Raw genomic sequence first — 22,849 nt, 5'->3', positions numbered from 1 at the left:
GGGCCCCCGGCTCAGACAGGAAAATGACGATGACCCCTGCGACCCCTCCCACCGAAGGCCGACCCGACGCACTTATCGTCGGCGGTGGCATCGGTGGCCTCAGCACCGCCTTCGCCCTCGCCCGGGAGGGGCTGCGCGTCCGTGTTCTCGAACGGGCCAAGGAGTTCGGCGAGGTCGGCGCCGGCATCCAGATCGCGCCCAACTGCACCCGCATCCTCGACGAGTACGGCCTGCTCGACGAGGCCAAGGAACTCGGCGTGGTCCCCGAGAACATGGTCATGCGCGACGCGCTCGACTCCCGCGAGCTGGTCCGCCTCGACCTGGGCGAGCTCGAGCGCCGCTACGGCTTCCCGTACATGGTCATCCACCGCAGTGACCTGCACGGACTCTTCCTGCGGGCCTGCCGGCGGGCCGGCGTGGACCTGGTGACCGACCAGACGGTCGTCGACTACGAGAACATCGACGGCGGCGCCCGCATCACCCTGGCCGACGGCCACACCGAGGAGGCGCCGCTGGTCATCGCCGCCGACGGACTGCGCTCCGTGGCCCGGCAGAAGCTGGTCGGCGACGACGTGGTCAGCTCCGACTACGTGGCCTACCGGGCGGCCGTCCCGATCGACCAGGTGCGGGAGAACGGCATCGCCGAGAAGGACGTCACCGTCTACATCGGGCCCCGCTGCCACTTCGTCCAGTACGCGTTGCGCGGCGGCGAGATGTTCAACCAGGTCGCCGTGTTCCAGTCGCCCAAGGCCCTCGCCGGGCAGGAGGACTGGGGCACCCCCGACGAACTCGACGCGGCCTTCGAGGGCACCTGCGAGACCGTGGGCAAGGGCATCCCGCTGATGTGGCGGGACCGCTGGTGGCAGATGATGGACCGCGACCCGATCGACACCTGGGTGCACGGCCGTATCGCCCTGCTCGGCGACGCAGCCCACCCGCCGCTGCAGTACATGGCACAGGGCGCGATCATGGCGATCGAGGACGGCTGGGTCCTCGCCCGGCACGTCGCCCGGCTGCGCGCCGAGGGCGCCGCCCCGTCGGCCGTCGACTGGGACGCCGCACTGGCCGCGTACCAGGCGGTCCGTGTCGAGCACTGCCGCCGGGTGCTGACGACCGCCCGCGCCTGGGGCGAGCTGTGGCACCTCGACGGCACGCCGCGGCTGCAGCGCAACACGATCATGCGTGAGCTCGACCCCGCCGAGTGGGCCTTCACCGACTGGGTGTACGGCCCCACCGCACTGTTCCCGGACGAGGAACCGCCCATGTTCCAGCCCATCCCGCTCGCCTCGGTCCGGATCGAGGAGAGCGCCCCGGCTGCGACCGACGCCACGGCGGAGCTCACGGAAGCCGGCGCAGCCGCGCTCGCGGGCGGCACGGCCCGCTGACGCCGGGAGCCGAGCACGACAGAGCGCCGGCCGGTCCGCATGTCGCGGACCGGCCGGCGCTCTTGTGCTCGCGCCCGGTGGCGTGCGGTCAGCTCTCGGCCGGGAGCATGAGCCGGGCGAGCAGGTCGTCCAGGGTGACCAGACCGGTCAGCCGGCCGAGTCGTCACGGACGACCGCCAGGGTGCCCCGGCGGCGGCGCAGCAGGTCGATCGCGTCGGCGACCGTCGTGGTGTCCGTCAGTTCGGGCACCGGGCGGGCCAGCTCGCGGGCGCTCGTGGCGCGGCCCCGGGCACGGGCGACCAGCGCGTCACGCGCGTGGACCGCGCCGAGAACGGTGCCGCCCTCACGGACGAGCAGCCGCGTGCGGTCGTACGCGGTGGCCACCCGCAGCACCTCGTCGACACCCGCGTCACCCTCGACGGACGTGATCTCCTCGGCCGGGATCCGCAGGGCGGCGACCGGGGTGTCGGGCTCGGTCAGCGAGCGGGTGAGCAATTGCGAGTCCGTCTTGCTGATCAGACCGAGCCGCTCCGACTCCACCACCAGGTGGGTGAGCTGTTCACGGTCGTGGACCGAGGCCAGCTCGTCGCGCGGGCTCACCCGGCACAGCCGTACCAGTGCGTTGCTCACCACGTTCAGCACGTGGATCAGCGGCCGGACGACCTTCACCACCGCCCGGAACGACGGGGCGAGCAGCATCGCGGAACGCTCCGGGTGGGCGATCGCCCACGACTTGGGCGCCATCTCGCCGACCACCATGTGCAGGAACACCACCACGGTCATCGCGACGGCGAACGCCACACCGTAGCTGACCGCGCTGGGCAGCCCCAGGCTGTGCAGCAGCGGATCCAGCTCGCGGGAGATCGCGGGCTTGGAGACCGAGCCCAGGCCCAGCGTGCACACCGTGATGCCCAGCTGGGCACCGGCGAGCATCAGCGACAGCTCGCGCATGCCGGCCAGTGCGGCACCTGCACCGCGCCGCCCCTCGGCCGCCGCCTTCTCCATGCGGTGCCGTTTGGCGGCGACCAGGGCGAACTCGGCCGCCACGAAGAACCCGCTGCCGATCAGCAGCAGCACGGTCACGAAGAGAGCCATCGGGAAACTCATGCGGGCTCCTCCGCCGTGTGCTCTTCCCGGGCCGGGGCCGTGATCCGCACCCGCTCGGCGACATGCCGGTCCAGGGTGCGTACGTCGATCACCGCGCGGCCACCCCGGGGCAGCTCGACGGTGACCCGGTCACCCACGGTGGGGAAACGGCCCAGCCGATCCACGATCAGCCCGGCGACGGTCTCGTAGTCGTCCTCCTCGGGCAGCCGTACGCCGATCGCCTCGGCGACCTCGTCCAGCCGGCGGCCCGCGTCCACGAGCCAGCCCTCGCCGTCGGCCACCGCGAGCTCGGTGACCTTGTCGGACTCGTCGGCGATGTCACCGACCAGCTCCTCGGCGATGTCCTCGTAGGTGACGATGCCGGCCACACCGCCGTGCTCGTCGAGGACGACAGCGAACTCGTCGTCCTGCTCGCGCATCCGCGCGACCGCGTCCGGCAGCGGAAGCGTGTCCGGCAGCAGCAGCGGCCGCCTGGCCACGGCAGCGGCGGTGGCGCCGGCGATCCGGTCGGCGGACAGCGCCATCAGCTCGCGCACACCCAGCACACCCGCGACGTCATCGGGGTGGTCCCCGAGGACGGGGTAGTTGGAGTGGCCGTGCGCGGCGATCAGGGCGACCGTCTCGTCGGCGCTCGCCTCCCCGCGCACGAAGACGGCGTCCGCGCGCGGCACCATCACCGCGTGCAGGGTGCGCTCGGAGAACTCCAGCGCGTGGTCCAGCAGGATGGCGGTGTCCCCGGGCAGCGCCCCGTTCTCGTGGGACTCGCCGATCAGATGGCCGAGTTCCTCCAGTGTGGCGCCGTGGTGCAGCTCCTCGACCGGCTCGATGCCGATGCGGCGCAGCAGCCGGGAGGCCGCGTTGTCGAAGATCCGCACCAGCGGTCCGACGACCTTCAGATACGCCAGGGTCGAGCCGGCCAGCGCCTTCGCCAGCCGCTCGGGCACGGCGATGGCGAGGTTCTTCGGGGCCAGCTCGCCGAGCACCATCTGGACGATCGTGGCGAGCACGAAGGCGAGCACGACGGAGATGCCGCCGACGGCCGCGTCCGGCAGTCCGAGGCCGGACAGCGCCGGCTTGAGCAGCGCGGACACCGACGGCTCGGCGATGAAGCCGACGACCAGACCGGTGACGGTGATGCCGAGCTGGGCGCCCGACAGCATGAAGGACAGCCGCTCCAGCACCTTCAGCGCGCGGGCGGCCCTGCGGTCCCCGGCCTCGGCCTCGCGGGCGAGCGCGAGCCGGTCCACGGAGACGTAGGCGAACTCCTGGGCGACGAAGTAGCCGGTGCCGGCGGTCAGCACGAACACGGCGAACAGGCCCGGAAGGGCCTCCACGGCACTCATCTAGCACCACCCCGCCGGGTGCCGGTTTCCACAGTTTCGTGACGGGGCGGTCCGGGACTGTGTCCCGGGGGGTCCGTCGATCTGCCGGACACGTACGTGGCTCCTCGTATTCCTGCGGGTCGGGTCTGTCGGCGGTCCAACGATTCTGACGGGAGCCATGTTCCCGCAACGGGCCGGACCGCACCCCTCCGGGTGCGGTCCGGCCCGCGACTCAGAGGTCGAACTCGTGGGGCGGCAGCCCCAGCGCGAAGCACGCCTCGCGGACGACCGCCTGCTCGTTCTGGTCGAAGTCGCCGTCGGCGCCGCCGATGACGATGCCGATCTGGATGACGGCGCGCGCCTCGGCGGGCTTCTTCTTCGCCTTGGCGACCTCCTGCAGCACGCTCACCTTGCCGAAGGCGAAGTCCGCGATCAGCTTGTCGAGGTTCTCCTCGAAACGGCGGCGCAGATCGTCCGCGGGGAAGTTCCGCAGGACCTCGTTGGTGGAGATGAGCTGGGCCACCCGCTGCCGCTCGGAGGGGTCGACCGAACCGTCGGCGGCGGCGACCAGGGCACACATGGCCATGCTCGCGTCACGGAAGGCGCCGCTCTTCAGATCGTTCTTCTTCGCGTCGAGCTGGGTCTGCATCTGCGACGCGGACTCCTTGATGCGGTCCCACAGGGCCATGCGTACTCCAAGTGTTCGGGTGCGGGGCGCCGGCTTCACGCCGTGCGGCCTGCCGGGCCCCGGACGGTGTCGACAGCAAGTATCTACAGCAACGTAGAAGTTAGCGGATCCGGCCCCTCTGGGCGGAAGGCCCCACCTCGGGCGGCCCGAGGTGGCGGAGTGTGTCGCATTGGGCCGAACAGGTGACCATGCGTAAGAATTGCCCGATGCAGACCACCAGCGCGACCCGGGACGGAGCATGCCGGTGAACAGCCACGACGTCACCGACGAACAGTGGGAAGGGCTCGCCCAGGTCGTGCCGCTGCGGGGCCGGGACGCCTGGCCGTCCTCCGCGGGCCACCGGTCCAGGCCGGAGGCGGAGACCGAGGCGCGACGCCGCCTCGTGGTCCTGCGGGTGAGCGTGTTCGCCGACGCCCGCGACGTCGCGGAGACGCTGATGGCCGGGATACCGGTCCTGCTCGACCTGACCGGCGCGGAGGGCGACGTCGCCAAGCGGATACTGGACTTCAGCACCGGCGTCGTCTTCGGCCTGGGCAGCGGCATGCACCGCGTCGACCGCAACGTCTTCCTGCTGACCCCGGCCGACACCGAGGTGACCGGACTGATGCAGGGCGTCGGGATCCCGGAGGAGTGAACGGTGGGTGACGGTGTCGCCCGATCGTGGGAAGCACGCACAAGCGGAACGGTTCGCCCCGCGCCGGCGCCCTGAGCGTCCCGCACATGACCTTGCCCCGCCCGGCGCCGCCGCTCTCCGCCGCGTCCGCCCCGCCCGCGCCTCTGCCGTCGCCCACCCCGCCCACCGCGTCCGCCCCCTCCTCCCGGACCGCCCACGGGCGCGGCGGCTCCCAGGGGCACCCCGACCGGCCGCACCTCACCGAGTTGCTGCTGTCCGCCTTCGCCGGGCACCGCAACACCGGGCTCCCGCTCGGCCCCCTCACCCTGCTCGCCGGGGTCAGCGGCAGCGGCAAGACCAGCGCGCTGCGGGCCTACGAGGCGCTCGCCCGGCTCGGCGGCGGGGCCGAACTCGAAGAGGCGTTCCCCGAGCCGGACGCGTGCGTGCCGGAGCGGGCCCGCGCCGACGCGCAGCACCGCCGGGGCTTCCGGATCGGCTGCACCGCCGACGGCCCCGAGGGCCCGGTCCGGCTGGAGGTCGCCGTGCAGACCGAACCGGAGCTGCGGATCGTGGGGGAGCGGCTGACGGCGGACGGGGTGGTCCTGCTGGAGACCGCGCTGCGCGACCCCGGCCGGCGCGCCGTCCAGGCCGCGTGGCACACGGCCGGATCGACCCCGGTCACCCGGGGCCCGTTGCCCGACGACCGGCTCGGCACCGCGCTGCTGCCGCTGCGCGTCGCGGGCAAGACGCCCGGCGAGCGCAGGGTGCTGGCCGCCGCCGAACAGATGGTGGTCGCCCTGCGCTCCGTCTTCGCCTGCGATCCCCGTCCCGACCGCATGCGCGACCCGGTACCGCTGGGCAGCGGGCGGCTGCTCGGCGGTTGCGGCAACCTCGCCGACGTGCTGTGGCGCACCCAGGCCGAGTGCGCGATCCGGTACGGGCTCCTGGTGTCCGCCGTGCGCGCGGGATGCGCCGGCCCGGTCGCCGGGCTGTGCGCCGAGCCGTACGGCGCCGGACTGGTCCGCGCCCTGCTCGACCGGGGCGACGGCATCCGCACCGACCTCGGTCGGCTGGGGGACGGAGAGCTCCGGTACCTCGCCCTCGCGCTGGTCCTGCTCACCGGGCCCGGTGTGCTGGAGGTCGACGCGTCCGGCGAGGTGCCCGCCGCGCTGCAGACGCTCACCGTGCTCGCCGACGGGCTCGACCGGGGGCTGGACCCGCTCCAGCGCGCGGAACTGCTGCGGCTGGCGGCGCGGATGTGCGAGCGCGGACACATCCGACTGGTCGGCGCGGTGAGCGACGCGTCCTGGGCCACGGGGGTGGGCGGAGTGACGGTGGTAGACCTGAACCGTGACTGACCCGACCGACCCGACCCACCCCACCGGCCCGCGCGCCCCGCTCGATGTGGCCGGACTCCAGCGCAGGCTCGCCGAGTTCGCCGCCGCGCGGAACTGGCAGCCGTATCACACGCCGAAGAACCTCGTCACGGCGCTCAGCGTGGAGGCGTCCGAACTCGTCGAGATCTTCCAGTGGCTGACGCCCGAGGAGTCGACCCGGGTCATGGACGACCCGGACACCGCGCACCGCGTCACCGACGAGGTGGCCGACGTGCTCGCGTACCTCCTCCAGTTGTGCGAGGTGCTCGGCGTCGACCCGCTGACCGCGCTGGACGCCAAGATCGACCGCAACGAGCGCCGCTTCCCGGTCTGAACCGCCCTCGCGTGGAGGGAGCCCCGTTGTCACGCTCCGTGTTCGACTTGTCGACCGTTTTTGAATTGTTGTCACCAGATTTCCGCCTTCTCCATGGCTTTTTGACTGAACAGGCCTCACTCTGGGTAATTGACAAGAGAGTTGGGTGGACGCGTGGGCAGCGCGTCGGACAGACAGGGGCAGCGCATATGGACGCTGTGCGGCTGATAGCGGCGAGCAGACGGGCCCTGACCACCGCCGGCGGTGTGCCGGAGCTCTCGGCGGAGGTGTGGCAGGCCCAGGCTCTCGCCCAGGCGATAGGGAGCCGCCTCGCGGTCGCCGGCCCACCCGAACTGCGGGGCGAGGCACTGGGTTTGACCGAACTGGCGGGCCGCGGCTGCGGTGTCCTGGACACCCCGCCACTCGGTCCCGCCGGCCCGCGCGCGGCCCGGCTCACCGAACTGGGCGACGCCCGGAAGACCCTGACGCACCTCGGCGGACTGCTCGGCGAGGTCGGTATCGCGCTGGTCGGCCTCGCCTGCTCCGCGGACGACGAGTCCGCGTACTGGCAGTGCGTGGAGGCCATCGACGCGGCGGACGAGTCCCGGGACCGCGTCCTGGAGATGCTCCGCAAGCTGGCGGACCGCGACCGTGCCCTGGCGGAGCGCGAGGCGGAACACACCTAGGGCCTGTGTGATGTTGTGATCAGTCTTGCCGGTCCGGATCCGCCTGGAAGGCGGATCCGGTAGGAAGACAATCGTGACGCGCAGACAACTCACCGAAGAACAGTGGAAGTTGATCGAGCCGTTCCTGCCGATAGGCGAGTACGGCCCGTACCCCGAGCGGCTGCGGGATCAGTTCGAGGGGGTGATCTGGCGGTTCAGGACGGGCGCGCAGTGGCGGGAGATGCCGGGCGAGTTCGGCCCCTGGCCGACCGTCTACGGACGCTTCCGGCTCTGGCGGAACGCCGGTGTCTTCACCGCCCTGCTGGAGGGCCTGATCGCCGAGGCCGCCCGCCGGGGCAAAACGGACCTGTCCCTGGTCAGCGTGGACTCCACGACCGTCCGCGCCCACCACGACGCCGCCGGGATGCTCGTCGGCCAGGAGGTCATGGAGGCGCTCGAGGAGGCCGCCGCCGAGCAGGAACAGGCCCGGCAAAAGGGGGCGACAAGGCGGAACAGAACGGGCGGGACGGCGGAAACGGGCCCGAGCGGGAAGAACGCCGGCGCGTCCGCCGCCGACGCAGGCTCCGCCTGAAGGAAGCCCTGCTCGGCCGGTCCCGCGGCGGACTGACCAGCAAGATTCACCTCGCCGCCGACCAAAAGCGCCGGCCGCTGTCGTTCGTGCTGACCGCCGGGCAGGCCGCGGACAGCCCGCAGTTCATCCCCGTGCTGAACAAGGTCCGGGTCCGCGGGCCGGTCGGCCGGCCCGCACCCGGCCCGGCGCGGTCGCCGCGGACAAGGCCTACTCGTCCCGCGCCAACCGCGCCTACCTGCGCAAACGGCACATCAGGGCGGTCATCCCGGAGAAGAAGGACCAGGCCGCCAACCGCAAGAGGAAGGGCAGCAGGGGCGGCCGTCCCGTCACGTACGACGCCGATCGTTACCGTGACCGCAACACCGTCGAGCGACTGATCAACCGGCTGAAGGACTGGCGCGGCATCGCCACACGCTTCGACAAGACGCCCGAGAGCTACCTCGCCGGCCTCGAACTCCGCGCCTCGATGATCTGGATCGGAGATCTCCTGCAAGCGGCCGATTGATCACAACATCACACAGGCCCTAGGGGCAGAACGCCTGGGCGCGCCTGGAGAGCAGTCACCGTCCGTCGCCGGGATTCACCCGGCCGCCGGTCGCGGGCGCGCGGGACCGGCCCGACCGTACCGGGTCCGACCAGGCAGGATGGAGACATGGATCTCCGAATTTTCACCGAGCCCCAGCAGGGGGCGACCTACGACACCTTGCTCACCGTCGCCAAGGCCACCGAGGACCTGGGCTTCGACGCCTTCTTCCGCTCCGACCACTACCTCAAAATGGGCTCCGGCGACGGCCTGCCCGGCCCCACCGACGCCTGGATCACCCTGGCCGGCCTCGCCCGCGAGACCAGGCGCATCCGGCTCGGCACCCTGATGACCGCCGGCACCTTCCGGCTCCCCGGCGTCCTCGCCATCCAGGTCGCCCAGGTGGACCAGATGTCCGGCGGCCGCATCGAACTCGGCCTGGGCGCGGGCTGGTTCGAGGAGGAGCACAGGGCGTACGGCATCCCCTTCCCCAAGGAGAAGCTCGCCCGCCTGGAGGAGCAACTGGAGATCATCACCGGGCTGTGGGCCACCGGGGCCGGCCAGACCTACGACTTCCATGGCACCTATTACGACCTCACGCGTTCCCCGGCGCTCCCCAAGCCGGCCCAGTCGAAGGTCCCGGTGCTCATCGGAGGCCACGGCGCCGTCCGCACCCCACGGATCGCCGCGCGCCACGCAGACGAGTTCAACATGCCCTTCGCCTCGATCGAGGACAGCGAGCGCCAGTTCGGCCGGGTGCGCGCCGCCGCCCGGGAAGCCGGCCGCGACCCCGGCGACCTCGTGTACTCCAACGCCCTGGTCGTCTGCGTCGGCAAGGACGACCGGGAGGTCGCCCGCCGTGCCGCCGCGATCGGCCGCGAGGCCGACGAGCTCAAGGCCAACGGCCTGGCGGGCTCGCCCGCCGAGGTCGTCGACAAGATCGGCCGCTACGCCGAGATCGGCGCCCGGCGCATCTACCTCCAGATCCTCGACCTCTCCGACCTCGACCACCTGGAACTGATCTCCTCCCAGGTCCAGTCCCAGCTGTCCTAGCCGACCGCACCCACCCCGGGTCCCACCCGGTGCCGGTGTGCGCGGGAACCGGCGGCCGGAAAAATTCCGACGGGGTTCGCACCTCTTGCCTGTACGTTGGCGTGGCGCGCCGGGCATCCGGCGCGTATCCACAGTTCAGAAGGTGTTCTGAGGTGTAACCACCGTGTTCCTGACGATCAGTACCACCGGCGCCCCCGAGCGCCCCGCGACCGACCTCGGTTTCCTGCTGCACAAGCATCCCGGGAAAGCGCAGGCGTTCTCCACCTCCTACGGCACGGCGCACGTCCTCTACCCCGAGGCGGACGACGAGCGCTGCACGGCGGCGCTGCTGCTGGAGGTGGACGCGGTGGCACTGATCCGGCGCGGCAGGGGCAAGGGCCGTGGCGGCGCACCCGACGCCGCGCTCGCGCAGTACGTCAACGACCGCCCGTACGCGGCGTCCTCGCTGCTCGCCGTCGCGCTGAGCGCGGTCTTCTCCAGTGCGATGCGCGGTGTGTGCAAGGCCCGCCCGGAGCTGCCGGGGCGACCGCTGCCGCTGCGCGTCGAGATACCCGCGCTGCCCGCGCGGGGCGGCCCCGCACTGGTCGGGCGGCTCTTCGAGCCGCTCGGCTGGACGGTCACGGCCGAGCCGGTGCCCCTGGACACCGAGTTCCCGCAGTGGGGCGACTCGCGGTACGTACGCCTCGTCCTGGAGGCGGACACCCTCACCCTCGCCGAGGCTCTGCGCCACCTCTACGTCCTGCTCCCCGTCCTCGACGACGCCAAGCACTACTGGGTGGCGTCCGACGAGGTGGACAAGCTGCTGCGCGCCGGTGAGGGCTGGCTGCCCGGCCACCCGGAGCAGAAGTTGATCACCAGCCGCTACCTGACCCGCCGCTGGTCGCTGACCCGGGAGGCGCTCGAGCGGCTGGAACTGGTACGGCTCGCGGAGGCCGACGACACCGCCGTCGAAGAGATCGACAACGCCGTGGGGGAGGACACCGAGAGCGAGGAGAAGCCGACCCCGCTCGCCGTGCTGCGCAGGGACGCGATCGTCGCCGCGCTCCGCGAGTCCGGGGCCGCCCGGGTGCTCGACCTCGGGTGCGGCCAGGGCCAGTTGGTGCAGGAGCTGCTGCGGAACCCGGCCTTCACCGAGATCGTGGGCCTCGACGTGTCCATGCGGGCGCTCACCCTCGCCTCCCGGCGGCTCAAGCTGGACCGGATCGGGGAACGGCAGGCGGCGCGGGTGAAGCTCCTCCAGGGCTCGCTGGCGTACACCGACAAGCGGCTCAAGGGGTACGACGCGGCCGTGCTCAGCGAGGTGATCGAGCACCTCGACCTGCCGCGGCTGCCCGCCCTGGAGTACGCCGTGTTCGGCGCGGCCCGCCCCGCACGGTCCTCGTGACCACCCCGAACGTCGAGTACAACGTGCGCTGGGAGAGCCTGCCGGCCGGCCAGGTCCGGCACGGCGACCACCGCTTCGAGTGGACCCGCGAGGAGTTCCGCGGCTGGGCGCGGAAAGTGGCCGAACGCCACGGTTACGACGTCGGGTTCGAGCCGATCGGACCCGACGACCCGGAGGTCGGGCCGCCCACCCAGATGGCCGTGTTCGTGACCGGGTCCGGGTCCGGGACAGTGAAGGAGGAGAAGGCCGCATGACCACCGCCGAAGCCCGAAGCACCGGGGGCCGGGCCCTGCCCGTCACCGACCTCTCCCTCGTCGTCCTCGTCGGCGCCTCCGGCTCGGGCAAGTCCACCTTCGCCCGCCGCCACTTCAAGCCCACCGAGGTCATCTCCTCCGACTTCTGCCGCGGCTTGGTCTCCGACGACGAGAACGACCAGGGAGCGTCCAAGGACGCCTTCGACGTCCTGCACTACATCGCCGGCAAGCGGCTCGCCGCCGGCCGCCGCACCGTCGTCGACGCCACCAGCGTCCAGCAGGACGCCAGGCGCCAACTGATCGACCTGGCCAGGCAGTACGACGTACTGCCGATAGCCATCGTGCTCGACGTGCCCGAGGAGGTGTGCGCCGAGCGCAACGCGGCCCGCGCCGACCGCGCGGACATGCCCCGCCGGGTCGTCCAGCGGCACATCCGCGAACTCCGCCGCTCCCTGCGGAGTCTGGAGCGCGAGGGCTTCCGCAAGGTGCACGTCCTGCGCGGTGTCGCCGAGGTCGAGAGCGCCACCGTCGTCACCGAGAAGCGGTACAACGACCTCACCCACCTCACCGGCCCCTTCGACATCATCGGCGACGTCCACGGCTGCGCCACCGAACTGGAGTCGCTGCTCGGCGCGCTGGGCTACACCGACGGCGTGCACCCCGAGGGCCGCACCGCGGTCTTCGTCGGTGACCTCGTCGACCGCGGCCCGGACAGTCCGGGCGTGCTCCGTCGGGTGATGTCGATGGTGAAGTCGGGCAGTGCGCTGTGTGTCCCCGGCAACCACGAGAACAAGTTCGGCCGGTACCTGAGGGGCCGCAAGGTCCAGCACACCCACGGCCTCGCCGAGACCATCGAGCAGATGGACCGCGAGAGCGAGGAGTTCCGCGCCGAGGTGAGGGAGTTCGTCGACGGTCTGGTCAGCCACTACGTCCTCGACGGCGGCAGGCTCGTCGTCTGCCACGCCGGGCTGCCGGAGAAGTACCACGGCCGTACCTCCGGCCGGGTCCGCAGCCACGCCCTGTACGGCGACACCACCGGCGAGACCGACGAGTTCGGCCTGCCCGTGCGCTACCCGTGGGCCGAGGACTACCGGGGGCGGGCCGCCGTCGTCTACGGCCACACCCCGGTCCCCGAGGCGACCTGGCTGAACAACACCATCTGTTTGGACACCGGGGCCGTGTTCGGCGGCAAGCTCACCGCGCTGCGCTGGCCGGAGCGGGAACTGGTCGACGTGCCGGCCGAGCGGGTCTGGTACGAGCCGACCCGCCCGCTGCGCACCGAGGCCCCCGGCGGCCACGACGGCCGCCCGCTGGACCTCGCCGACGTGCACGGCCGCCGGACCGTGGAGACCCGGCACGCCGGCCGGGTGGCCGTGCGCGAGGAGAACGCCGCCGCCGCGCTGGAGGTCATGAGCCGCTTCGCGATCGACCCGCGCCTGCTGCCCTACCTCCCGCCGACCATGGCCCCCACGGCCACCTCCCACCTGGACGGCTACCTGGAGCACCCGGTCGAGGCCTTCGCCCAGTACCGGGAGGACGGGGTCGAGCGCGTCGTGTGCGAGGAGAAGCACATGGGGTCGCGGGCGGTCGCCCTGGTCTGCCGGGACGCGGCCGCGGCCGCCAAGCACTTCGGTGTCGAGGACGGCCCGGCCGGATCGCTCTACACCCGTACCGGCCGCCCGTTCCTCGACGACGCCGCGGTCACCGAGGAGATCCTCGGCCGGCTGCGCACGGCGATCACCGAGGCCGGGCTCTGGGACACGCTCGAGACGGAATGGCTGCTGCTGGACGCTGAGCTGATGCCGTGGTCGCTGAAGGCGTCCGGGCTGCTGCGCTCGCAGTACGCAGCGGTGGGCGCCGCCTCCGGCGCGGTGTTCCCGGGTGCGCTGGCGGCCCTGGAGAAGGCCGCTTCCCGGGGCGTGGAGGTGAAGGGCCTCCTGGACCGCCAGCGCGAACGGGCCGACGACGCCGCCGCGTTCACCGACGCCTACCGCCGCTACTGCTGGCCCACCGACGGACTGGACGGCGTACACCTCGCCCCGTTCCAGATCCTCGCCGTCCAGGGCCGCAGCCTCGCCGCCCTGCCGCACGACGAGCAACTCGCCCTGCTCGACCGCATGGTCGAGCACGACGCCACCGGCCTGCTGCGGACCACCCGCCGCCTGTACGTGGACCCCGCCGACCCCGAGTCGGTGCGGGCGGGCGTCGACTGGTGGCTGGAGATGACCGGACGCGGCGGCGAGGGCATGGTCGTCAAGCCGGTCGGGGCCCTGGTCCGCGACCCGAAGGGCCGTCTGGTGCAGCCCGGCATCAAGTGCCGGGGCCGCGAGTACCTGCGGATCATCTATGGCCCCGAGTACACGCGCCCGGAGAACCTGGCCCGGCTGCGCGGCCGGTCCCTGGGCCACAAGCGGTCCCTGGCCGTCCGCGAGTACGCGCTCGGCCTGGAGGCCCTGGACCGGCTCGCCGAGGGCGAGCCGCTGTGGCGGGTGCACGAGGCGGTCTTCGGCGTACTGGCACTGGAGTCGGAGCCGGTCGACCCGCGACTGTAGCTTCGCCGGACTGCTCGCCGAACAGCTCCGGCACGTGGGCTTACGGGGCACCGAGCTCCGCGGGGACGGCAGGGCCGAGACGCTGGTCCACGAGTTCCTGGCGTCCCGGCCCCGCTACCTCACCGGCCTGCTGCACGGCGCGTACGCCTTCACCGGCGTCGCCGGGTCCTGGTGGGAGACCGGCTCGGTCACTTTGCACACGGGCCGGCGGCCGCCCACCCCGCCACCCGGCGGCTCTTGGCCCGCCCCGGACTGTGCCGGCCGCGGCGCACCGGCGGCGGAAGCCGATTTCCGTCCCGTCCGCAGAGGGGTGAACCTCCGCGCGGGTGGTCAGGATGGAGGCATGACCTACCACGTCGACTCCGAGGCCGGACGGCTGCGCCGTGTCATCCTGCACCGGCCCGATCTCGAGCTCAAAAGGCTCACCCCCAGCAACAGGGACGCCCTGCTGTTCGACGACGTGCTCTGGGTGCGCCGGGCGCGCGCCGAGCACGACGGGTTCGCCGACGTCCTGCGCGACCGGGGTGTCACCGTCCACCTCTTCGGTGAGCTGCTCGCCTCGACGCTGGACATCCCGGCGGCCCGCGAGCTCGTCCTGGGCCGTGTCTTCGACGAGAAGGAGTACGGCCCGCTGGCCACCGACCATCTCCGTGCGGCGTTCGAGGCGCTGCCCGTGGCCGAGCTCGCCGAGGCACTGGTCGGCGGGATGACCAAGCGGGAGTTCCTGGACGCCCACCCCGAGCCGACGTCCGTGCGCTTCCACGTCATGGAACTCGACGACTTCCTGCTCCGCCCCCTCCCCAACCACCTCTTCACCCGCGACACCTCCGCCTGGATCTACGACGGTGTCTCCATCAACGCCATGCGGTGGCCCGCCCGGCAGCGCGAGACCGTGCACTTCGAGGCGATCTACCGGCACCATCCGCTGTTCCGCGGGGAGGACTTCCACGTCTGGTCCGAGGGGCAGGCCGACTACCCGTCCACCATCGAGGGAGGGGACGTCCTCGTCATCGGCAACGGCGCGGTGCTGATCGGCATGAGCGAGCGGACCACCCCGCAGGCCGTGGAGATGCTCGCGTACAAGCTGTTCGCCACCGGTTCCGCCGAGACCATCGTCGCCCTCGACATGCCGAAGAGACGCGCCGTCATGCACCTGGACACGGTGATGACGATGATCGACGGCGACACCTTCACCCAGTACGCCGGCCTCGGCATGCTCCGTTCGTACACCATCGAACCCGGTGTCGGGGACAAGGAGCTGAAGGTCACCGACCACCCGCCGGAGCACATGCACCGTGCCATCGCCGCCGCGCTCGGGCTCAGCGAGATCCGGGTGCTGACCGCGACCCAGGACGTCCACGCCGCCGAGCGCGAGCAGTGGGACGACGGCTGCAACGTCCTGGCCGTGGAACCGGGCGTCGTCGTCGCCTACGAGCGGAACGCCACCACCAACACGCATCTGCGCAAGCAGGGCATCGAGGTGATCGAGATCCCCGGCAGCGAACTCGGCCGGGGGAGGGGTGGACCGCGCTGCATGAGCTGCCCGGTGGAGCGGGACGCGGTGTAGAGGTGCCGATGGGCGTTTGCATATAAATTCTGAGATTCGTATAGAGTTCCAGGTGTCCTCTGTACCTGCACCTCTGGAGCGCCCCCATGGCGACAGTCCCGACCGCCCTCGCCGGCCGCCACTTCCTCAAGGAGGTGGACTTCACCGCGCAGGAGTTCCTCGGCCTGCTCGACCTGGCCGCGGAGCTGAAGGCCGCCAAGAAGGCCGGGACCGAGACCCGGCACCTCCGGGGCAGGAACATCGCGCTGATCTTCGAGAAGCCCTCGACGCGGACCCGCTGCGCCTTCGAGGTGGCCGCCGCCGACCAGGGCGCCGCCACGACGTACATCGACCCGAGCGGCTCGCACATCGGGAAGAAGGAGTCCGCGAAGGACACCGCGCGGGTGCTCGGCCGGATGTTCGACGCGATCGAGTTCCGGGGGACTCCCAGTCGACCGTCGAGACCCTCGCCGAGCACGCGGGCGTGCCCGTCTACAACGGCCTGACCGACGACTGGCACCCCACCCAGATGCTCGCCGACGTGCTCACCATGACCGAGCACAGCGGCAAGCCGGTCACCGAGATCGCCTTCGCCTACCTCGGTGACGCCCGCTTCAACATGGGCAACTCCTACCTCGTCACCGCGGCCCTGCTGGGCATGGACGTGCGGATCGTCGCCCCGAAGACGTACTGGCCCGCCCAGGAGGTCGTCGACCGGGCGCGGGCGCTCGCGGAGTCCAGCGGGGCCCGCATCACGCTCACCGAGGAGATCGCCGAGGGGGTCGCGGGGGCCGACTTCGTCGCCACCGACGTCTGGGTCTCCATGGGGGAGCCCCAGGAGGTCTGGGACGAGCGGATCGCCGCCCTCGCGCCGTACGCGGTGACCATGGACGTCCTGCGCGCCACCGGCAACCCCGGCGTCCGCTTCCTGCACTGCCTGCCGGCCTTCCACGACCTGGGCACCCTGGTCGGGCGCGAGGTGTACGAGAAGCACGGTCTGGAGTCGCTGGAGGTGACCGACGAGGTGTTCGAGTCGGACCACTCGGTCGTCTTCGACGAGGCGGAGAACCGGATGCACACGATCAAGGCGGTCCTGGTGGCGACCCTGGCCTGAGGTGCGGGCGGGCCGGCGTCGGCGCTGGTTCAGGCGGGCCGCCGCTGTCGCGGTACCACTGCCAGCCGGAACCACACCGCCTTGCCGGACTCGGTCGGGCGGTGACCGCACGACGAGCTCAGGGCGCGGATCAGCAGAAGCCCGCGCCCGTGCTCCTGCCAGGGGTCCGGCGCGCCGGGAGTGGGACGGGTCAGGTCACCGGGCGGTGCCGGGTCGGCGTCGTGCACCTCGACCTGGCAGCCGGTCGGCAGCAGTTCCACCACCAGCTCGATCGGCGTGCTCCCCGAGGTGTGCTCCACCGCGTTGGCCACCAGCTCGGCGGTGAGCAGCTCCGCCGTGTCGCTGTCCGCGGCGTGCTGCCGTTCGGCCAGCGCCGTACGGACCAGCGCACGGGCGACGGGCACGGCCGCGGTGGTGTGCGGCAGCGCGACGCGCCAGGAGGGGGAGGTCAGGGATTCGTGCACGTGGATCCGTTCAGGGAGAGCAGGCGGGCGGTCCTGCTTTCAATCACTCAATCGTACGGGGCCCCGACCGGATCCTTTCAGGGGCACCCGGGTACATCTATCGCGTACTCATGACGGCAGTCACGAATGGATGACAGCTTCGCGGGGTAGTGCTCAGTGAAGTGAGCCGTGCAGCAGCCGCAGTGCGACACCGTGCGGCGCGCCCGCCCGAGGAGGCCGCCCTCATGAGTCCCTTCACCGGCTCCGCCGCCCGCACCCCCCGCTGGGAGCATCTGCGCGTCGACCTCGCCGACGGCGTCGCCACCGTCACCCTCGCCCGTCCCGACAAGCTCAACGCGCTCACCTTCGGCGCCTACGCCGACCTGCGCGACCTGCTCGCCGAGCTGTCCCGGGAGCGGGCGGTGCGGGCCCTGGTGCTGGCCGGGGAGGGGCGCGGCTTCTGCTCCGGGGGTGACGTCGACGAGATCATCGGTGCGACCCTCGGCATGGACACCGCCCAGCTCCTCGACTTCAACCGGATGACCGGGCAGACCGTACGGGCGATCCGGGAGTGCCCGTTCCCGGTGATCGCCGCGGTGCACGGCGTCGCGGCCGGAGCGGGTGCCGTCCTCGCCCTGGCCGCGGACTTCCGGGTCGCCGACCCCACCGCCCGCTTCGCCTTCCTCTTCACCCGGGTCGGCCTGTCCGGCGGCGACATGGGCGCCGCGTATCTGCTGCCCCGGGTGGTCGGCCTCGGCCACGCGACCCGGCTGCTCATGCTCGGCGAACCGGTACGGGCGCCCGAGGCCGAGCGGATCGGCCTGATCAGCGAACTCACCGACGAGGGCAGTGCCGGCACCGCGGCCCGGGCCCTCGCCCGCCGGCTGGCCGACGGCCCGGCGCTGGCGTACGCCCAGACCAAGGCGCTGCTCACGGCCGAACTGGACATGCCGCTGGCCGCCGCCGTCGAGCTGGACGCCGCCACCCAGGCCCTGCTCATGAACGGCGAGGACTACGCCGAGTTCCACGCGGCCTTCACCGAGAAGCGCCCCCGAAATGGCGGGGGCGGTAGCCGTGAGGGACATCGGAGCCGTGAAGGACACCGGTGCCGGGAAGGTCGCGGTGGTCGGTGGCGGGCCCGGCGGCCTGTACGCGGCGGCGCTGCTCAAACGCCTCGACCCCGCGCGCGAGGTCACCGTCTGGGAGCGCAACGCCCCCGACGACACCTTCGGCTTCGGCGTCGTCCTGTCCGACGAGACCCTCGGCGGCATCGAGCACGCCGATCCGGTGGTCCACGCGGCGCTCCGGGCGGACTTCGTCCGCTGGGACGACATCGACATCGTCCACCGCGGTGTACGCCACACCTCCGGCGGCCACGGCTTCGCCGCCCTCGGCCGGCGCAGGCTGCTGGAGATCCTGCACGAACGCTGCCGCTCCCTCGGCGTCGACCTGCGCTTTCGCGCCGAGGCGCCGGACCCCGCACACCTGGCCCGGGCGTACGACCTGGTGGTGGCCTCCGACGGAGTGCACAGCGGCACCCGCGCCGCCTTCGCGGACGTCTTCCGGCCCCGGATCACCGAGCACCGCTGCCGCTACATCTGGCTGGCCGCGGACTTCGCCTTCGACGCCTTCCGCTTCGAGATCGCCGAGACCCCGCACGGCGTGATGCAACTGCACGGCTACCCCTTCTCCGCCTACGCGTCCACGGTGATCGTCGAGATGCGCGAGGAGGTGTGGCGGGCCGCCGGGTTCGGCGAACTCGACGAGGCGCAGTCGATCGAGCGCTGTGCCAAGATCTTCGCCGACGCGCTCGGCGGCCGCCCGCTGCGCTCCCACAGGTCGACGTGGACGGCCTTCCGCACGGTCGTCAACGACCGCTGGTCGCACGGCAACGTCGTGCTCCTCGGCGACGCCGCCCACACCGCCCACTTCTCCATCGGCTCCGGCACCAAACTCGCCGTCGAGGACGCCCTGGCCCTGGCCGCCTGCTTGCGTGAACACCCCACGCGGCAAGCCGCGTTGCGCGCGTACGAGACGGAACGGCGGCCGGTCGTCACCTCCACCCAGCGAGCGGCACGGGCCAGCCTGGAGTGGTTCGAGGACCTGGAGCTGTATCTCGCGGAGCCGCCCCGGCAGTTCGCCTTCAACCTGCTCACCCGCAGCCGCCGCGTCACCCACGACAACCTGCGCCTGCGCGACGCCCGCTTCACCGGGGCCGTGGAGCGCGAGTTCGGCTGCCCGCCCGGCACGCCCCCGATGTTCACCCCGCTGCGGCTGCGCGAACTGACCCTGCGCAACCGTGTCGTCGTCTCCCCCATGGACATGTACTCGGCCACCGACGGCGTCCCCGGCGACTTCCACCTCGTCCATCTGGGCGCCCGTGCGCTGGGCGGAGCCGGGCTGGTCATGACGGAGATGGTGTGCGTGAGCGCCGAGGGGCGCATCACGCCCGGCTGCGCCGGTCTCTACACCGACGGTCAGGCCGCGGCATGGCGGCGGATCACCGACTTCGCGCACGCGGCGGCACCCGGCACCGCGATCGGCGTACAACTCGGCCACAGCGGCCGCAAGGGCTCGACCAAGCTGATGTGGGAGGGCATGGACGAGCCGCTGGACACCGGCAACTGGCCCCTCGTGGCCGCCTCCCCCCTGCCGTACCGGCCGGACAGCCAGACCCCGCACGAGCTGACCCGCGCCCGACTCGACGACATCCGCGAGCAGTTCACCTCGGCGGCCGAGCGGGCCGCGCACGCCGGATTCGACCTGCTGGAACTGCACTGCGCCCACGGCTATCTGCTCTCCGGCTTCCTCTCCCCGCTGACCAACCGCCGCACCGACGCCTACGGCGGCCCGCTCGAACACCGGCTCCGCTTCCCGCTGGAGGTCTTCGACGCCGTCCGCGCGGTGTGGCCGAAGCAGCGGCCCATGACCGTCCGCCTCTCCGCCACCGACTGGGCCGACGGCGGCACCACGGCCGAGGACGCCGTCGCGATCGCCCGCGCCTTCGCCGCGCACGGCGCCGACGCGATCGACGTGTCCACCGGGCAGGTCGTGTCCGACGAGAAGCCGGAGTTCGGCCGTTCCTACCAGACGCCGTTCGCCGACCGCATCCGCCACCGCGTCGGCGTGCCCGTGATCGCCGTCGGCGCGATCTCCTCCTGGGACGACGTCAACTCGCTGATCCTGGCCGGACGCGCGGACCTGTGCGCGCTGGCCCGCCCCCACCTCTACGACCCGCACTGGACCCTGCACGCGGCGGCCGAGCAGGGCTACGAGGGCGAGGGGGTCGTCTGGCCCGCGCCCTACCGGGCCGGCCGCAGACCCCCGCGGACCGGCCGCACGGACGCCCCCAGACCCCGGCTGACCCTGGGGGACTGAGAGAACGACCGGCCCGGGGGGGTCACAGTCCGGCGAAGACGGCCCCCGCGTCCCGCAGGCGTGCGTGCAGGCCGTGGAAGACGCTCGCCGACCGGGTCCCCGGCCAGTCCCCGGGCAGCAGGCCGGCGGGCAGACCCGGGTCGGTGTAGGGGAGGTGGCGCCAGGAGTCGAGGGCGAGGAGATAGTCGTGGTAGGCCTCCTCGGGAGGGGTGTCCGCACGCTCCCGCCAGGCGTCCAGCACGCGCGCGTGGCGCTCCAGGAACGCCTCGTGCTCCTTCGCGATCCCCTCGAGGTCCCACCAGCGGGCGACCGCCTCGGCGGTGGGCGCGTAACCGAGGTGCTCACCGCGGAAGAAGTCGACGTAACCATCCAGCCGCAGCCGCTGAAGGGTGTGCCGGGTCTCCTCGTACAGCCGCGCGGGCGCGATCCACACACCGGGCGCGGCGGTGCCGAAACCGAGGCCGGACAGGCGGGAGCGCAGGACGTGCCGCTTCTGGCGCTCGGACTCCGGCACCGAGAACACCGCGAGCACCCAGCCCTCGTCGCCGGGTGCGGTGGTCGCGTAGATGCGGCGGTCGCCGTCGTCCAGCAACTGGCGGGCTTCCGGGGACAGTTCGTAGCCGGCCGCGCCCTGCGCGGTGCGGGCCGGGACGAGCAGTCCGCGCCGCTTGAGCCGGGACACCGAGGAACGCACGGAGGGGGCGTCGACGCCGACCGCGGCCAGCAGCCGGATCAGCTCGGCGACGGGCACGGGGCCCGGCACGAAGCGGCCGTAGGCGCCGTAGAGCGTGACGATGAGAGACCTCGGAGCGTGCTGCGCGGACTGGTCGGACACGTTGATCATCTTAGGTCGTCTTGATCCACTCCGGTCCTCGGCATCGGTGTCACCCCTGGTCAGCTCCCGTACCGGCGGTGGTGCGCAGGCGGAACCGCTGGAGTTTGCCGGTCGCGGTGCGCGGCAGCGCGTCCAGGAAGACGATCTCGCGCGGGCACTTGTACGGCGCGAGCTCCGCCTTCACGAAGGCGCGCAGGGCCTCGGCGTCCCGCTCGGCGCCCTCCTTGAGGACCGTGTACGCCACCACGACCTGGCCGCGCGTCTCGTCGGGCCGCCCGACCACCGCCGCCTCCAGGACGTCCGCATGGCGCAGCAGGGCGTCCTCGACCTCGGGGCCCGCGATGTTGTACCCGGCCGAGATGATCATGTCGTCGGCGCGGGCGACATAGCGGAAGTAGCCGTCGGGCTCGCGGACGTAGGTGTCGCCGGTGACGTTCCAGCCGTCGCGCACGTACTCCCGCTGGCGCGGATCGGCGAGGTAGCGGCAGCCGACGGGGCCGCGCACCGCGAGCAGCCCCGGCTCGCCGTCGGGCACGGGAGTGCCGTGGGCGTCCTGCACGCGCGCGTGCCATCCGGGGACCGGGACTCCCGTGGTTCCGGGTCTGATCCCTTCGTCGGCGGCGGAGATGAAGATGTGCAGCAGTTCGGTGGCGCCGATGCCGTTGATGACCCGCAGCCCGGTGCGCTCGTGCCAGGCCCGCCAGGTCGCCGCCGGCAGGTTCTCGCCCGCCGAGACGCAGCGCCGCAGCGACGAGATGTCGGGTCCGCCGTGCCCGTCGGGTCCGCCGTGCCCGTTGAGGGTCCCGAGCATCGCCCGGTAGGCCGTGGGCGCGGTGAACAGCACCGACACCCGGTGCTCGGCGATCGCGGTCAACAGCTGTGCGGGATGGGCCTGTTCGAGCAGCAGCGCGCTGGCGCCCGCCCGCAGCGGGAAGACCACGAGCCCGCCCAGGCCGAAGGTGAAGCCGAGCGGCGGACTGCCGGCGAACACGTCGTCCGCCTCCGGCCGCAGGACGTGCCGGGAGAAGGTGTCCGCGATCGCGAGCACGTCCCGGTGGAAGTGCATGCAGCCCTTGGGGCGGCCGGTGGTGCCCGAGGTGAAGGCGATCAGCGCCACGTCGTCCGCCGTGGTGTCCACGACCTCGTACGGTGTGCCGGGCGCCGGGCGGTTCAGCAGGTCGTCCGGCGCGTCACCGCCGTACGTGGTGATCCGCAGGCCGGGGATCTCCGCCCGGGCGAGGTCGTCGACGGCCCGGGCGTCGCACAGCGCGTGCCGTACGTCGGCGATCTCGCAGATCGTGCTCAGCTCGTGCGGACGCTGCTGGGCCAGCACGGTGACGGCGATCGCGCCCGCCTTGAGCACCGCCAGCCAGCAGGCGGCAAGCCAGGGCGTGGTGGGGCCGCGCAGCAGCACCCGGTTGCCGGGGACGACGCCGAGGTCGCCGGTGAGGACGTGCGCGAGCCGGTCCACGCGGGCGCGCAGGTCGCCGTACGTCCAGATGCCGCCGTCGGGAGTGCGGAACGCCGGACGGTCGCCCGGCGGGCCGTGCAGCAGCTCGGCGGCGCAGTTCAGCCGTTCGGGGTAGTCCAGCTCCGGCAGGTCGAAGCGGAGTTCGGGCCACTGGCCGGGTGGCGGGAGGTGGTCGCGGGCGAAGGTGTCGAGGTGCCCGGTGGTGCGCGGGCGCCCGGTGGCCCGTGGATTCATG

At 72.3% G+C, this 22,849-nt stretch carries 14 protein-coding genes and 5 pseudogenes; 13 read left to right on the top strand and 6 right to left on the bottom strand.

Going from position 1 to position 22,849, the window contains the following annotated elements; all coding sequences use genetic code 11:
* Window positions 1–29 precede the first annotated feature (29 nt).
* Complete coding sequence (locus WJ438_RS10590; protein WP_406725005.1) at window positions 30–1,385, top strand: FAD-dependent oxidoreductase; 1,356 nt, start codon at window positions 30–32, stop codon at window positions 1,383–1,385.
* Window positions 1,386–1,473: 88 nt separating this feature from the next.
* On the opposite strand, the pseudogene WJ438_RS10585 reads toward WJ438_RS10590, so the two are convergent.
* The 3 genes and pseudogenes from WJ438_RS10585 to WJ438_RS10575 all read right to left on the bottom strand — a co-directional run bounded on the left by WJ438_RS10585 (window position 1,474) and on the right by WJ438_RS10575 (window position 4,502).
* A pseudogene (locus WJ438_RS10585) lies at window positions 1,474–2,492 on the bottom strand (hemolysin family protein).
* Window positions 2,489–3,835 (bottom strand): hemolysin family protein, encoded by a 1,347-nt coding sequence (locus WJ438_RS10580; RefSeq protein WP_406725004.1) that lies wholly within the window; start codon window positions 3,833–3,835, stop codon window positions 2,489–2,491. Before WJ438_RS10580 ends, WJ438_RS10585 begins: the two are co-directional and overlap by 4 nt.
* Window positions 3,836–4,046: 211 nt before the next feature.
* Window positions 4,047–4,502 (bottom strand): tellurite resistance TerB family protein, encoded by a 456-nt coding sequence (locus WJ438_RS10575; protein WP_406725003.1) that lies wholly within the window; start codon window positions 4,500–4,502, stop codon window positions 4,047–4,049.
* A gap of 238 nt (window positions 4,503–4,740) precedes the next feature.
* On the opposite strand from WJ438_RS10575, the gene WJ438_RS10570 reads away from it, so the two are divergent.
* From WJ438_RS10570 to argF, 10 genes and pseudogenes are all read left to right on the top strand, one after another.
* Window positions 4,741–5,136: a cell division protein SepF gene (locus tag WJ438_RS10570; protein ID WP_406725002.1), complete on the top strand. Its 396-nt coding sequence runs from the start codon at window positions 4,741–4,743 to the stop codon at window positions 5,134–5,136.
* Between the two features lie 86 nt (window positions 5,137–5,222).
* Window positions 5,223–6,473, top strand: coding sequence for an ATP-binding protein (locus WJ438_RS10565; RefSeq protein WP_406725001.1), 1,251 nt, complete (start codon window positions 5,223–5,225; stop codon window positions 6,471–6,473).
* Complete coding sequence (locus tag WJ438_RS10560; RefSeq protein WP_406725000.1) at window positions 6,466–6,825, top strand: nucleotide pyrophosphohydrolase; 360 nt, start codon at window positions 6,466–6,468, stop codon at window positions 6,823–6,825. Before WJ438_RS10565 ends, WJ438_RS10560 begins: the two co-directional genes overlap by 8 nt.
* 188 nt (window positions 6,826–7,013) lie before the next feature.
* On the top strand, window positions 7,014–7,490 hold the full coding sequence (locus tag WJ438_RS10555; protein WP_406724999.1) for a DUF6099 family protein: 477 nt from the start codon (window positions 7,014–7,016) through the stop codon (window positions 7,488–7,490).
* Window positions 7,491–7,563: 73 nt separating this feature from the next.
* Window positions 7,564–8,566: pseudogene (locus WJ438_RS10550) on the top strand (IS5 family transposase).
* Window positions 8,567–8,713: 147 nt separating this feature from the next.
* A complete protein-coding gene (locus WJ438_RS10545) occupies window positions 8,714–9,637 on the top strand; it encodes an LLM class F420-dependent oxidoreductase (protein ID WP_406724998.1) in 924 nt (307 codons plus the stop codon).
* A gap of 163 nt (window positions 9,638–9,800) precedes the next feature.
* A pseudogene (locus WJ438_RS10540) lies at window positions 9,801–11,275 on the top strand (3' terminal RNA ribose 2'-O-methyltransferase Hen1).
* Window positions 11,272–13,827 carry a polynucleotide kinase-phosphatase gene (locus WJ438_RS10535; protein WP_406724997.1) on the top strand — a complete coding sequence of 852 codons (2,556 nt, stop codon included), beginning with the start codon at window positions 11,272–11,274 and terminating at the stop codon, window positions 13,825–13,827. Before WJ438_RS10540 ends, WJ438_RS10535 begins: the two are co-directional and overlap by 4 nt.
* Window positions 13,828–14,170: 343 nt before the next feature.
* Entirely contained in the window at window positions 14,171–15,394 is a 1,224-nt protein-coding gene (locus tag WJ438_RS10530; RefSeq protein ID WP_406729644.1) for an arginine deiminase, read from the top strand.
* Between the two features lie 86 nt (window positions 15,395–15,480).
* A pseudogene (argF, locus tag WJ438_RS10525) lies at window positions 15,481–16,487 on the top strand (ornithine carbamoyltransferase).
* 29 nt (window positions 16,488–16,516) lie between these two features.
* Here the strand turns inward: argF and WJ438_RS10520 are convergent.
* A complete protein-coding gene (locus WJ438_RS10520; RefSeq protein WP_406724996.1) occupies window positions 16,517–16,951 on the bottom strand; it encodes an ATP-binding protein in 435 nt (144 codons plus the stop codon).
* A 224-nt stretch (window positions 16,952–17,175) separates the two neighbouring features.
* On the opposite strand from WJ438_RS10520, the pseudogene WJ438_RS10515 reads away from it, so the two are divergent.
* Both WJ438_RS10515 and WJ438_RS10510 read left to right on the top strand, forming a co-directional pair.
* Window positions 17,176–18,002, top strand: a pseudogene (locus WJ438_RS10515) (enoyl-CoA hydratase family protein).
* Window positions 17,987–20,308, top strand: a complete 2,322-nt coding sequence (locus WJ438_RS10510) for a bifunctional salicylyl-CoA 5-hydroxylase/oxidoreductase (RefSeq protein ID WP_406724995.1) — start codon at window positions 17,987–17,989, stop codon at window positions 20,306–20,308. Before WJ438_RS10515 ends, WJ438_RS10510 begins: the two are co-directional and overlap by 16 nt.
* Window positions 20,309–20,330: 22 nt before the next feature.
* Here the strand turns inward: WJ438_RS10510 and WJ438_RS10505 are convergent, their stop codons facing one another.
* The gene (locus WJ438_RS10505; RefSeq protein ID WP_406724994.1) at window positions 20,331–21,152 is read right to left on the bottom strand and encodes a PaaX family transcriptional regulator C-terminal domain-containing protein; all 822 of its coding nucleotides are present in this window, start codon (window positions 21,150–21,152) and stop codon (window positions 20,331–20,333) included.
* A gap of 40 nt (window positions 21,153–21,192) precedes the next feature.
* A complete protein-coding gene (locus WJ438_RS10500; protein WP_406724993.1) occupies window positions 21,193–22,848 on the bottom strand; it encodes an AMP-binding protein in 1,656 nt (551 codons plus the stop codon).
* Window position 22,849: the final 1 nt, after the last annotated feature.

The sequence above is a fragment of the Streptomyces sp. GD-15H genome, assembly GCF_045291515.1.
Taxonomy (GTDB): Bacteria; Actinomycetota; Actinomycetes; order Streptomycetales; family Streptomycetaceae; genus Streptomyces.
Note: the sequence above shows the minus strand (reverse complement) of the source record. Positions and strands in the feature narration are given on the sequence as shown.